This window comes from Amycolatopsis sp. NPDC006131, assembly GCF_040614175.1.
GTDB classification, from domain to species: domain Bacteria; phylum Actinomycetota; class Actinomycetes; order Mycobacteriales; family Pseudonocardiaceae; genus Amycolatopsis_E; species Amycolatopsis_E tucumanensis.
This window is the reverse complement of the sequence record NZ_JBEXTX010000028.1, coordinates 60,431-72,184: the sequence shown is the minus strand read 5'-3', so window position 1 is coordinate 72,184 and position 11,754 is coordinate 60,431. Positions and strand designations below refer to the sequence as shown.

Here is an 11,754-nt window from a genome sequence, read left to right as displayed (position 1 = left end):
GCGGCACGCCCCACCACCCGCGGCGGCCCGGTCAATCCCGGCGGCACGCCCCACCACCCGCGGCGGCAGCCCGGCCACCCGCGGCGGGTGCGCCGAGCGGCGGGGTCAGCCGTCGATGATGTGGTGTTCGCGGTGTTCGATGGCCTTCGCGTTGCGCTGGTAGCGGTTGACCTTCTCCGGCTTGCGCGGGGGGCGGTCGTTGGCGATCAGCACCGCGACCCAGGGCAGCGGGATCGAGATGACGATGAACAGCAGCGCCAGCCACCACGTGTGGTAGAAGATTCCGGCCAGCACCAGGCACGGGAACCGCATGCCCATCATCAGCATGTACTTGCGCTTGCGGGCCGCGTGCTCGTCTTCGTAGGACGGTGCGGCCTCGGTGATGAGAACGGGGGCGTCCTCGTCGCCGGTGCCCCGGGGGGACCTGTTCACCGCGACCACCTCCTGTGCCTCCATGCTGCCACTTCCCCCTCCCCGGCGATACTCGGGTGGCGTTAAATCCCGCACCACCCGGCGCACACGCGCGTGAGGATCTCCACCGACTCGGCCAGCCGGGTGATCGAGCACCACTCGTCGGTGACGTGCGCCTGCTCCGGCTCGCCCGGCCCGCAGATCAGCGTCGGCACCCCGCCCAGCGCGGGGGTCAGCACGGACGCGTCGGTGAAGTACGTCGCCGTCGCCACCTCACCGCCCGCGCCGGTGACCTCCCGGACGATCGCGGCCGCCGAGGCCGCCCACTCGTCGCCCGGATCGGTCCACACCGGCGGCAGGTCGATCAGCGGGCGCACCTCGACCCCGGCCACGGCGGCCAGCGTCTCCAGCAACGCCGCGTGGTCCTGCTCCGCCACCGTCCGCACGTCCACCGTCGCCACCGCGCGGTCGGGCACCGAGTTCGTGTTCAGCCCGCCGGTGAAGGTGCCCACGTTCAGCGTCGGCGGCCCCATCACCGGGTGCGGCTCCACCCCGAACCGGTACTCCGCCAACCGCGACACCGCCGCGGCCAGCTTGACCACCGCGTTGTCCCCCAGGTGCGGCATCGACCCGTGCGCGGTCACGCCGGTGGCGAGCGCCTCCAGCCACAGCGCGCCCTTGTGCCCGTGGAACGCCGCGTTCGCGGTCGGCTCGGTGATGACCAGCGGACCGCTCGGCCCCAGCCGGTCCGCCACGAACCGCGCGCCCTGCGAACCGGTCTCCTCGGCCGCCGTCAGGACGAGCCGCAGCCCGGCGCGGCGCGGCCGGGAGCGCGCGACCGTGACCGCCGCCGTCACGATCGCCGCCACCCCGGCCTTCATGTCGCTCACGCCGCGCCCGTACACGCGGTCGCCGTCGGTCTCCCCGGCGAACGGGTCGTGCTGCCACGGCGCGCCGCCCAGCGGCACCGTGTCGACGTGCCCGGACAGGCACAGCGGGGGCACGTCGTACCCGGTCTCCCACTCGGCCACCAGCGTGCCGCGGCCGGGTTCGTGCTCGAACACCTCGAGGCGGAACCCCGCGTCCCGCAGCAGCGGCGCCACGACCTCCAGCGCCGCGGTTTCCCCGTGACCCACCGTGTCGACCGCGGTCAGCGCGCGGGTCAGCGCGAGTGCGTCGGTCACAACCCCTCCTTCAGTGCCCGGTCCGGCCGTCGACCCGTTCGCGCAGCAGGTCGGCGTGCCCGTTGTGCCGGGCGTACTCGGCGAGCATGTGCACCGTGATCCGCCGCAACGAGATCGGCTCACCGGAGGCCTGGTGCACGCCCGTCTCGTCGAGCGACGGCGCTTCGGCGACGATCCGCCGGGAGGCCTCGCACTCGGCGCGCCACACCGCCAGCGCCTCCGCCGGATCGCCGTCCAGCCGCTCGAAGTCCTGCTCCGGGTCGTCGTCGGAGTAGTACAGGACCGGCACGTCCTCGCCGCGGAACTGGATGCGGAACCACCACCGCTCGACGCCGGCGAGGTGCCGCAGCAGGCCGTGCAGGGTGAGCCCCGAGGGCGGGATCAGCTTCTCGGACAGGCGGTCCGGCGCGACCCCCGTGCACTTGAGCTCGAAGGTCTGCCGGTGCCAGTCGAGGTAGGCGGTGAGGATCGCGCGCTCATCACCGGTCTTGGGCAGGGGCGGGCGGGTGTCGTCCGCCCACGGCTGGGCGAAGTTGGCGGCGGGGATCGGGGCGCTTCCGGTCATGCCCCGAGCTTGCCACCACCCACCGACAAAAATGTGAGCGCCGCCACGACCAGCGTCTCCACCCCGGTCCGCAGCGTCGGGTGCAGCACCGGCGCGAACCGCGGCGAGTGGTTCGACGGGACGTCGCGCTCGAACCGGCCCTCCGCCATCGCGGTGAGCACGAAGTCCGGGTCCAGGCCGCCGACCAGCCAGAACACCGACGGCGCCCCGGCCGCCCTGCCGAACTCGCCGAAGTCCTCGCTGCCGGTGACCAGCGGCGCCTCCATCGTCCGGTCGGCGCCGAAGTGCGCGGTGAACGCCTCGGTGAGCGTGCGGTTCGCGCCCTCGTCGTTGCTGGTCACCGGGAAGGTCGCGATCGGCGTGATCTCCGGCGGCCGTGGCGCGCCCGCCGCGGCCGCCTCGCCCTGCACGATGCGCTCGATCGCGGCCAGCACCCGCTGCCGGACCTGCTCGTCGAAGGTGCGGACGTTGACCTCGAGCACCGCTTCCTCGGCGATGACGTTGGCCGCGGTGCCGACGTGCATCGAGCCGACGGTCACCACGGCCTGCTCGGTCGCCGCGATCTCGCGGGACACGATCGTCTGCAGCCGCATCACCACCGACGCGGCCAGCACCGCCGGGTCGACCGTCGTCTCCGGGCGGGAGCCGTGCCCGCCGCGGCCGTGCAGTACGATCCGCAGCGAGTCGGTCGCCGCCATCAGCACGCCCGGCCGCGTCAGCACCCAGCCCGCCGGCCCGGGCACGACGTGCTGGCCCAGCACCACCGCGGGCGTGCCGACGAGGTCGAACAGGCCGTCGCGCACCATCGTCTCCGCGCCCTCGCCGACCTCCTCCCCCGGCTGGTAGACCACGACGACCGTGCCCCGCCAGCCGTCCCGGCCGTCGGCGAGCAGCCGCGCCGCGCCGTCCAGCCAGGTGGCGTGCATGTCGTGGCCGCACGCGTGCATCACCGGGACCTCGTCGCCGTCCTGGTTCGGTGCGCGCACCTCGCTGGCGTAGGGCAGGCCGGTCTTCTCCGCGACCGGCAGCGCGTCGATGTCCGCGCGCAGCATCACGACCGGGCCGTCCCCGTTGCGCAGCACGCCCGCCACCCCGGTCCCGCCGATGCCGGTGTGCACCTCGTAACCGGCCTCACGCAACCGGTCCGCGAGCTTGCCGGCGGTGCGGTGCTCGGCGAACGACAGCTCGGGGTTGCGGTGCAGGTCGAGGTAGAGCTCCTCGAGTCCCGGCAGGAGTTCGCCGAGGCCCGCGGGCACCGTCGCCCGGTCCGTGGTGGTCATGCGGCCATCTCAGCACAGCCGCGGCGCCCGCGTGGGAGGATCACCCACCGTGAGCATTCCGCGGTTCTCCGACGATTTCCTGGCCCGGCTGCGCGAGGCGTTCCAGCGCACCGGCTACGACGCCGACGGCGTGGTCGACGCGCTGGGCGGGGCGGCCCACGCGGCGCTGGGCCGCGGCGAGCCCGAACTCGCCTTCCGCGCCAGCGCGGACGCCGGCGAGCTCGGCACGCTCATCCGCCTCTTCCTGCTGGGTTCCGCCGAGCCCGAAGCGGCCGTGCGGGCCGCGCTGGCGCCGCTGGCGCTGGACGACGCGCTCGCGGCCGGTCTCGTGCGCGGACGGGAGCGGCTGCGCGCGGGCCTGGACGTGCGGCCGCACGGGGACGAGCAGGGCTCGTGGTGGGTCGTGTCGGACCTGGACTCCGACGTGCTCGGCGCGGAGGTCCCGCCGGACCACGTGCTCGGCGTCGGGCACGCGTCGCTGAGCCTGATCCGCGCCACGACCCGCCGCCCGGTGGGCAGCCTGCTGGACCTGGGCACCGGCAACGGCGTGCAGGCGCTGCACGCCACCCGGCACGCCCAGCGCGTCACCGCCACCGACGTGTCGGAGCGGGCGCTGGCGCTCGCGGACGCGACGTTCCGGCTGAACGAGCTGGACGTCGAACTGGTGCGGGGCGAGTGGTTCGCGCCGGTCGCGCGCCGCCGGTTCGACCAGATCGTGTGCAATCCCCCGTTCGTGGTGGGCCCGCCGCGCGTCGACTACACCTACCGCGACTCCGGCCTCGGCGGCGACGACGCGAGCGCCCTGGTGATCCGCCAGCTGCCCGGGTTCCTGACCGAGGGCGGCACCGGGCAGCTGCTCGCCTCCTGGTTGCACGTCGACGGCGAGGACTGGGCCGACCGGGTGAGCCGATGGCTCCCCGGCGGCACGGACGCGTGGTTCGTGCAACGCGACGTAGCCGACCCCGGGCTGTACGTGGGCACCTGGTTGCGTGACGCGGGCATCGATCCGCGCTCCGACCGCGGCCGGGCCAAGGCCGCCGACTGGCTGGACTGGTTCGCGGAGAACAAGGTCCAGGGCGTCGGGTTCGGGTTCGTCACCCTGCGCCGCACGGACGCGGCCCACCCGACGGTGGTCTGCGAGGACCTGCGGCAGGCCTACGACGACCCGCTGGGCCCGGAGGCCGGCCGGTGGCTGGACCGCGTGGCCTGGCTGCGGGAGCACGGGCACGACCTGCTGGACGCGCGCTTCCGGGTGCCGCCGACGGTGCTGCTGGAGCGGGTGTCCGCGCCCGGCGACGAGGGCTGGGACACCACGGTGCTGCGGCTGCACCGCTCCGACGGGCCGGGCTGGCAGCACGAGGTCGACGAGACGGTCGCCGCGCTGCTGGCCGGCTGCCGGGGCGCGCTGCCGCTGTCGGACCTGCTGTCGCTGCTCGCCGCCGGCCACGGGCTGGACGAGGACGCGCTCACCGAGGCCGCGCTGCCGCTGGTGCGGGAACTGGTCCGCCACGGCTTCCTGGAGGCGGTGTGAGGGCCGTCGCGGCGCGGGTGACCGAGGCGAGCGTCACAGTCGAGGGCGAGGTCGTCGGCGCGATCGAGGAGCCGGGGCTGCTGGTCCTGCTCGGCGTCCACGTTTCGGACAGCGAGGACAAAGCGGTCACCATGGCGCGGAAGCTGCACGAGCTCCGCATCCTCCGCGATGAGGAGTCCTGCGCCACTTCCGGCGCCCCTTTGCTGGTGGTGAGCCAATTCACGCTGTACGGCGACACCCGCAAGGGGCGCCGTCCATCGTGGACGCAGGCGGCCCGCCCGGACGACGCGCTGAAGCTGTTCGACCGCGTCGTGGGGGAGCTGCGCGGGCGCGGAGCCCGTGTCGCCACAGGGAAGTTCGGCGCCATGATGGCGGTGCGCAGCGTGAACGACGGCCCCTTCACGGTGCTCGTAGAGGTCTGAACCACTGCTCCACCCGAGCGGTCTCTCAGCAAAACCTCAGCTTTGGTGGAGCAACCCGGTCCGGTACCGCCTCGTCTTGAAGTCGAGAAGGCGGGAACGTTTTGGCAACGGCCGGCGTTGGAACCATTGTCCAGCCGACGAGCTGGACACCGCGGGGGTGGAGCACTCCACAGGATCCACCCACGCGGCGCAACAGCCGGTGTGACGCACCGAACGTGTCCGCCCGTGACCGGGGAGGCAGAACATGTCAGTACAGACTCTCGAGCGCCCGACTCGTGAGGTCCCCGAGCCCGAAACCGAGCCCGTCGAGTCCAGCGTACGCCCTTCGCCGAACCTCGACGCGGATCTCGACGCACAGGGCCCGGCCGCGGACCTCGTGCGGGTCTACCTCAACGGGATCGGCAAGACCGCGCTGCTGTCCGCCGCCGACGAGGTCGAGCTCGCCAAGCGCATCGAGGCGGGGGTGTTCGCGCAGCACATGCTCGACACCGCGCCGAAGCTGAGCCCGCAGCGCCGCAAGGAGCTCGAGGCGCTCGTGCGTGACGGCCACAAGGCCAAGAACCACCTGCTGGAGGCCAACCTCCGGCTGGTCGTGTCGCTGGCCAAGCGCTACACGGGGCGGGGGATGCCGCTGCTCGACCTGATCCAGGAGGGGAACCTGGGTCTCATCCGCGCGGTGGAGAAGTTCGACTACTCCAAGGGGTTCAAGTTCTCGACCTACGCGACGTGGTGGATCCGCCAGGCCATCACCCGCGGCATGGCCGACCAGGGCCGCACCATCCGGCTGCCCGTGCACCTCGTCGAGCAGGTCAACAAGCTGGCCCGCATCAAGCGCGACCTGCACCAGCAGCTCGGCCGTGAGGCCACCAACGAGGAGCTGGCCGCCGAGTCCGGCATCGCCGTCGAGAAGGTCGCCGACCTGCTCGACCACGCCCGCGACCCGGTGAGCCTCGACATGCCGGTCGGCACCGACGAGGACGCCCCGCTGGGCGACTTCATCGAGGACTCCGAGGCCACCGACGCCGAGAGCGCGGTCATCTCGGGCCTGCTGCAGGACGACCTGCGCCGGGTCCTGGCCACCCTCGACGAGCGGGAGCAGCAGGTCATCCGGATGCGCTACGGCCTCGACGACGGCCAGCCGCGCACCCTCGACCAGATCGGCAAGCACTTCGGGCTGTCCCGCGAGCGGGTACGCCAGATCGAGCGCGAGGTCATGTCGAAGCTGCGCCAGGGTGAGCGGGCCGAGCGCCTGCGCGCCTACGCCAGCTGACCCGTCCAGGGCAACCGGCAGGGCCACTCCGCCTACGCGGGGTGGCCCTGTTCGCGTTCCACGACAACCCGATCGGCAGTGTTGACGTATGACGTAGGTCACGTCACCGTGGAAGCAACGTTTGGTGAGTTCTTCACGTCCTACGGACGGTGGACTTCGCGGCGGGTGCCCTGTGCTCCCGGCCGCTTTCCCCGGAAGGTCGGGTCCGTCGGGGTGGGCCCGGCCTTCCGACTTTTCCGGGGTGGTTCGCGCCACGCGATCTCCGGCGAGGTGCGCGCCACACCTCTACGTGGGCAAGCACGCGCAAGCGGTAACGTCAAGGGCCCGAATTGCCTGCGAGGGAGCCCGAGTGACCACCACCACCTTCCAGTACACCGACGTGCTGCCGCTGGGTCCGGACCACGAGACCGAGTACCGGCTCGTGACGGCCGAGGGCGTCCGGGTAGTCGAGGCCGCCGGACGGAAGTTCCTGGAAGTCGACCCCGAAGCGCTGACCAAGCTCGCCCGGACCGCGATCACCGACATCCAGCACCTGCTGCGCTCGTCGCACCTGGCGCAGCTGCGCGCGATCGTCGACGACCCCGAGGCCAGCGGCAACGACCGCTTCGTGGCGATGGACCTGCTGCGGAACGCGGCCATCTCGGCCGGCGGGGTGCTGCCGATGTGCCAGGACACCGGCACCGCGATCGTCATCGGCAAGCGCAGCCAGGGCGTGCTCACCGGCGGCAACGACGAGCAGGCGCTGGCCCGCGGGATCTTCGACGCCTACCAGGAGCTCAACCTGCGCTACTCGCAGATGGCGCCGGTGACGTTCTGGGACGAGAAGAACACCGGGACCAACCTGCCCGCGCAGATCGAGCTCTACCACAAAGACGGCACCGGCGACCCCAGCTACGAGTTCCTGTTCATGGCCAAGGGCGGCGGCTCGGCCAACAAGACGTTCCTCTACCAGGAGACCAAGGCCGTCCTGAACCCGAAGCGGCTGGCGAAGTTCCTGGACGAGAAGCTGCGCAGCCTCGGCACCGCGGCCTGCCCGCCCTACCACCTGGCGATCGTGGTGGGCGGCATGTCGGCCGAGTACAACCTCAAGGTCGCCAAGCTCGCCTCGGCCCGCTACCTGGACAACCTGCCGCGCGAGGGTTCCCCGCTCGGCCACGGGTTCCGGGACACCGACCTGGAGCAGCAGGTCCTGGAGATGACCCGGCAGTTCGGCATCGGCGCCCAGTTCGGCGGCAAGTATTTCTGCCACGACGTGCGCGTCATCCGGCTGCCCCGGCACGGCGCGTCCTGCCCGGTCGGCATCGCGGTGTCCTGCTCGGCCGACCGCCAGGCGAAGGCGAAGATCACGGCGGACGGCATCTTCATCGAGCAGCTCGAGCGCGACCCGGCCCGCTTCCTGCCGGACGTCACCACCGACGACCTGTCCGACGAGGTGGTGCAGGTCGACCTGAACCGCCCGATGGACGAGATCCGCGCGCAGCTGTCGTCGCTGCCGGTGAAGACCCGGCTGTCGCTGACCGGCCCGCTGGTGGTGGCCCGCGACATCGCGCACGCGAAGATCGCGGAGCGGCTGGAGGCCGGCGAGGAGATGCCGCAGTACCTGCGGGACCACCCGGTCTACTACGCGGGCCCGGCGAAGACCCCGGACGGCTACGCCTCCGGATCCTTCGGGCCGACCACCGCGGGCCGGATGGACTCCTACGTCGCCCAGTTCCAGGCCGCGGGCGGCTCGATGGTCATGCTCGCCAAGGGCAACCGGTCCAAGCAGGTGACCGCGTCCTGCAAGGAGCACGGCGGGTTCTACCTCGGCTCGATCGGCGGCCCCGCGGCACGGCTGGCGCAGGACTGCATCAAGAAGGTCGAGGTTCTGGAGTACCCGGAGCTGGGCATGGAAGCCGTGTGGAAGATCGAGGTCGAGGACTTCCCGGCGTTCATCGTCATCGACGACAAGGGCAACGACTTCTTCGCCGAGACGTCGGAGCCGGTGCTGCAGATCAGCTTCCGCTCCTGAGCGACTGGCTCGAACGGGCGCCACCCATGCGGGTGGCGCCCGTTTTTCACGCCTGGAACAGCTTGACCAGCCGGTCGAGGGTCTTGTCGATGGCCTGCTTGTTCTTGCGCGGGAAGAAGCTCAGGTCGATCAGGAGCGGGATCCGCGCGGTTGACCAGTCGAAGGTCTCGGTGACCTCGGTCGAGCCGTCCTCGAGCGGCTTGAGCTGCCACCGCCAGCGGTGCCCGTTGAAGTGCCGCCAGGCGATCAGCCGGTTCTCGTCGAACTCGACGACCGTGTTGAGGATCTTGTAGTTCGCGCCCATCTTCATGTCCATGCCGAAGCGGGAGCCGAGCGTCAGGCGCTCCGGCCCGCCGCTCTGGGCCGCGAGGACCGTGCCGGAGCCGTCGATCAGCGGGTGCTTCGACGGGTCCGCGAGCAGCTCGAAGATCTTCTCCGGCGGGGCCGCGACGATCCGCGTGGCGGAGACCTGGCGTTTCCTCATGACCCGGGATACTACCGGTCAGTAACCTCGTTTGGCGCTCGTCAGCACGACAGTCCGCTCGTTCAGGGGTTCGGACAGGGTCGCCGACACCACCGGGTAGCGGATGTCCATGGTGCACATCTGGCCGGCCAGGTTGCTCTTGTTCTCGACCAGGTTGACCACGACCTGCCGGGCGTCCTGGGCGGTCACCTCGGCCGCGGCGCGCCCGCACCCGCCTTCCTCGGCGCGGATGAACAACTGCTTGCCGTCGGCGCTGACGAACACCTCGCGCGGGAAGTCCGAGGGCAGCGCCGAGGAGTCGACGCGGGTGGCAGGCACCTGGGCGGTGTCCGCCGGTGGCTGCCTCTGACGCGGCCCGCCCGGCATCACCGGGGGCAGGTCGGTGGCCGGGATGGTCGGGGCGGTGGGAGCGGCTTCGCTGCTGGTCGCGTCACCGGAGCCGCTTCCGACGGTAGGGGTCTGCTCGCCGCAGGCCGTGGCCGCCAGCAGGACGAGGCCCAGCCCGCACATCGTTGCTTTCCACCTCATGCCTCCAGGACGGAACGGGCCCGCCGACGGGTTGCACAAAAAATTCCGGGGCCGTGTCGATCGAAACGCCCCCCGTTCGACCCATGGGGTGAGAGGGTCCAGAAGGACCCGGACACCGAGGGAGAAACACCATGAAGTTCATGCTGATCTGGCGGGCCACCGACGAGGCGTTCGCGAACCTGGCCGACTTCGACTTCGACCAGATGATCGAGATGACCGGGCGGTACAACCAGGAGCTGATCCGGGCCGGTGTGCTGGTCGCCGCCGAAGGGCTGGACGACGCGAACGACGGAGTGGTGGTGGACTACTCCTCGGAGCCGCCCGTGGTCACCGACGGCCCGTACGGCGAGACGAAGGAGCTGTTCGGCGGCTTCTACATCCTCAACGTGGCCTCCAAGGAGGAGGCGGTCGAGTGGGCCAAGCGGTCCCCGATCAAGGGCAAGGGCTTCAAGACCGAGATCCGGCGGGTCACCACGATCGACGAGTTCCCGCAGGACAACGAGTGGATCCAGAAGGAGCGGGCGTGGCGCGAGGCGACCGGCCAGCTCTGAGATGACCGAACGGGAAGCGATCGCCGCCGTCTGGCGCATCGAGTCGGCGCGGATCGTCGGTGCGCTCGCGCGCTACACCGGCGATTTCGCGCTGGCCGAGGACCTCGCCCAGGAGGCGCTGGCGGAGGCGCTGGTGACCTGGCCGCGTGAGGGTGTGCCCCGTAACCCGGCGGGGTGGCTGCTCACGGTGGGCAGGCGCCGGGCCGTGGACGCGTTCCGCCGGCGCTCCGCGCTCGACGACCGGTACGCCGTCCTCGCGAACGAGATGCGCGAGGACGGCGGGGAGATCGAGTGGGACCCGGACCAGATCGACGACGACGTGCTCGCGCTGATGTTCATCTCGTGCCACCCGGTGCTGTCGCGGGAGGCGCGGGTGGCGCTGACGCTGCGGGTGGTCGGCGGTCTGACCAGCGACGAGATCGCGCGGGCGTTCCTCGTGCCGACCGCGACCGTGCAAGCGCGGATCACGCGGGCGAAGAAGACGCTCGGTGCGGCGGGGGTGCCGTTCGAGGTGCCCTCGCCGGAGGAACGGGCCGCGCGGCTCGGGTCGGTGCTGAACGTGATCTACGTGATCTTCACCGAGGGGTCGTCGGCCAGCTCCGGCGGCGACCTGATCAGGTTCGACCTCGCGGGCGAGGCCCAGCGCCTCGCCCGCGTCCTGTCGCGCCTGGTGCCGGACGAGCCGGAGGTGCACGGGCTGCTGGCGTTGCTGGAGCTGACCGCCGCGCGGTTCCCGGCGCGCACCGGGCCGGACGGGGAGCCGGTGCTGCTGGAGGACCAGGACCGGCGGCGGTGGGACCGGTCGGCGATCCGGCGGGGACGGGCGGCGCTGGCGCGGGCGGAGGCGGCCGGGCGGGGGCTGGGCGCGTACGGCCTGCAGGCCGCGATCGCCGAGTGCCACGCCGTCGCGCCGTCGGTGGCGGAGACGAACTGGGACCGGGTGGTGCTGCTGTACGAGGCGCTCGGCGGGCTCGCGCCGTCGCCCGTGGTCGACCTGAACCGCGCGGTGGCGGTGTCGATGGCGCAGGGCCCGGCGGCGGCGCTGCCGATCGTGGACTCCCTGGCGTCTGCCGGGACGCTCGACAAGTCGCACCTGCTGCCGACCGTGCGGGGCGAGTTGCTCGTGCGGCTCGGACGCGTGGCGGAGGCGCGGACGGAGCTGAGGCGGGCCGTCGAGCTGTGCGGGAACGAGCGGGAGCGCGCGGTGCTGGAGCGGAAGCTGGACGCTCTCGGCTGAGGGGGGGTTGGCTTGGGACGGCCCGCGGATCGTGGACACGCGCTTGCCTCGGCGGCGGCCTGAGTCGGCGTGAGCCGGGAACGTGCACGCCGGCCGCCCGCGGATGAGCGCGCACCACTGGACACCTCGGCCGGCCCGGGCAGCGAGGGCCGCCGAGAGTACCCAGCCGATGCGCCCACCAGCACGCCCCAGCCCCAGCCACCCACCTGCATGCCCTCGGCGAGCCGCCGGTCCGCGGGCGAACGGGCGCCGAACATCCCGTAACGGATCATCCCCTCCG

Annotated in this window: 12 protein-coding genes; 6 read left to right on the top strand and 6 right to left on the bottom strand. The window is 72.1% G+C overall.

The genetic code is table 11. The features are described 5' to 3' along the window. Window positions 1–105: 105 nt before the first annotated feature. The 4 genes from ABZ215_RS17260 to ABZ215_RS17245 are packed head-to-tail and all read right to left on the bottom strand — an operon-like array spanning window position 106 to window position 3,440. Window positions 106–456 (bottom strand): DUF3099 domain-containing protein, encoded by a 351-nt coding sequence (locus ABZ215_RS17260; RefSeq protein ID WP_354950255.1) that lies wholly within the window; start codon window positions 454–456, stop codon window positions 106–108. Window positions 457–494: 38 nt separating this feature from the next. Further along, window positions 495–1,595 (bottom strand): M20 family metallopeptidase, encoded by a 1,101-nt coding sequence (locus tag ABZ215_RS17255; RefSeq protein ID WP_354950254.1) that lies wholly within the window; start codon window positions 1,593–1,595, stop codon window positions 495–497. A 10-nt stretch (window positions 1,596–1,605) separates the two neighbouring features. Then, the gene (locus tag ABZ215_RS17250; protein ID WP_354950253.1) at window positions 1,606–2,160 is read right to left on the bottom strand and encodes a DinB family protein; all 555 of its coding nucleotides are present in this window, start codon (window positions 2,158–2,160) and stop codon (window positions 1,606–1,608) included. Continuing rightward, window positions 2,157–3,440 (bottom strand): amidohydrolase, encoded by a 1,284-nt coding sequence (locus ABZ215_RS17245; protein WP_354950252.1) that lies wholly within the window; start codon window positions 3,438–3,440, stop codon window positions 2,157–2,159. The genes ABZ215_RS17250 and ABZ215_RS17245 overlap by 4 nt, the downstream gene beginning before the upstream one ends. Here ABZ215_RS17245 and ABZ215_RS17240 point away from each other — a divergent pair. From ABZ215_RS17240 to ABZ215_RS17225, 4 genes are all read left to right on the top strand, one after another. Next, window positions 3,439–4,971: a class I SAM-dependent methyltransferase gene (locus tag ABZ215_RS17240; protein ID WP_354950251.1), complete on the top strand. Its 1,533-nt coding sequence runs from the start codon at window positions 3,439–3,441 to the stop codon at window positions 4,969–4,971. The two genes, ABZ215_RS17245 and ABZ215_RS17240, sit on opposite strands and share 2 nt — an antisense overlap. Then, on the top strand, window positions 4,968–5,393 hold the full coding sequence (gene dtd, locus ABZ215_RS17235; protein WP_354950250.1) for a D-aminoacyl-tRNA deacylase: 426 nt from the start codon (window positions 4,968–4,970) through the stop codon (window positions 5,391–5,393). Before ABZ215_RS17240 ends, dtd begins: the two co-directional genes overlap by 4 nt. 244 nt (window positions 5,394–5,637) lie before the next feature. Further along, window positions 5,638–6,663 (top strand): sigma-70 family RNA polymerase sigma factor, encoded by a 1,026-nt coding sequence (locus ABZ215_RS17230; protein ID WP_026153319.1) that lies wholly within the window; start codon window positions 5,638–5,640, stop codon window positions 6,661–6,663. 349 nt (window positions 6,664–7,012) lie between these two features. Beyond that, window positions 7,013–8,674 carry a fumarate hydratase gene (locus ABZ215_RS17225; protein ID WP_020418744.1) on the top strand — a complete coding sequence of 554 codons (1,662 nt, stop codon included), beginning with the start codon at window positions 7,013–7,015 and terminating at the stop codon, window positions 8,672–8,674. A 46-nt stretch (window positions 8,675–8,720) separates the two neighbouring features. Here ABZ215_RS17225 and ABZ215_RS17220 read toward each other — a convergent pair whose 3' ends face one another. Then, complete coding sequence (locus ABZ215_RS17220) at window positions 8,721–9,158, bottom strand: SRPBCC family protein (RefSeq protein ID WP_020418745.1); 438 nt, start codon at window positions 9,156–9,158, stop codon at window positions 8,721–8,723. Window positions 9,159–9,176: 18 nt separating this feature from the next. Then, on the bottom strand, window positions 9,177–9,686 hold the full coding sequence (locus ABZ215_RS17215; protein ID WP_354950249.1) for a hypothetical protein: 510 nt from the start codon (window positions 9,684–9,686) through the stop codon (window positions 9,177–9,179). Window positions 9,687–9,817: 131 nt separating this feature from the next. On the opposite strand from ABZ215_RS17215, the gene ABZ215_RS17210 reads away from it, so the two are divergent. Both ABZ215_RS17210 and ABZ215_RS17205 read left to right on the top strand, forming a co-directional pair. Beyond that, window positions 9,818–10,237 carry a YciI family protein gene (locus ABZ215_RS17210; protein WP_020418747.1) on the top strand — a complete coding sequence of 140 codons (420 nt, stop codon included), beginning with the start codon at window positions 9,818–9,820 and terminating at the stop codon, window positions 10,235–10,237. A 1-nt stretch (window position 10,238) separates the two neighbouring features. After that, complete coding sequence (locus ABZ215_RS17205; RefSeq protein ID WP_354950248.1) at window positions 10,239–11,474, top strand: RNA polymerase sigma factor; 1,236 nt, start codon at window positions 10,239–10,241, stop codon at window positions 11,472–11,474. Window positions 11,475–11,754: the final 280 nt, after the last annotated feature.

Bases quoted from the DNA above. Each gene is read 5' to 3' on its own strand.
- ABZ215_RS17240 (WP_354950251.1), top strand. From the start codon at position 3,439: ATGCGGCCATCTCAGCACAGCCGCGGCGCCCGCGTGGGAGGATCACCC.
- ABZ215_RS17245 (WP_354950252.1), bottom strand. From the start codon at position 3,440: ATGACCACCACGGACCGGGCGACGGTGCCCGCGGGCCTCGGCGAACTC.
- ABZ215_RS17230 (WP_026153319.1), top strand. From the start codon at position 5,638: ATGTCAGTACAGACTCTCGAGCGCCCGACTCGTGAGGTCCCCGAGCCC.
- ABZ215_RS17260 (WP_354950255.1), bottom strand. From the start codon at position 456: ATGGAGGCACAGGAGGTGGTCGCGGTGAACAGGTCCCCCCGGGGCACC.
- ABZ215_RS17250 (WP_354950253.1), bottom strand. From the start codon at position 2,160: ATGACCGGAAGCGCCCCGATCCCCGCCGCCAACTTCGCCCAGCCGTGG.
- ABZ215_RS17215 (WP_354950249.1), bottom strand. From the start codon at position 9,686: ATGAGGTGGAAAGCAACGATGTGCGGGCTGGGCCTCGTCCTGCTGGCG.
- ABZ215_RS17220 (WP_020418745.1), bottom strand. From the start codon at position 9,158: ATGAGGAAACGCCAGGTCTCCGCCACGCGGATCGTCGCGGCCCCGCCG.
- ABZ215_RS17205 (WP_354950248.1), top strand. From the start codon at position 10,239: ATGACCGAACGGGAAGCGATCGCCGCCGTCTGGCGCATCGAGTCGGCG.
- ABZ215_RS17210 (WP_020418747.1), top strand. From the start codon at position 9,818: ATGAAGTTCATGCTGATCTGGCGGGCCACCGACGAGGCGTTCGCGAAC.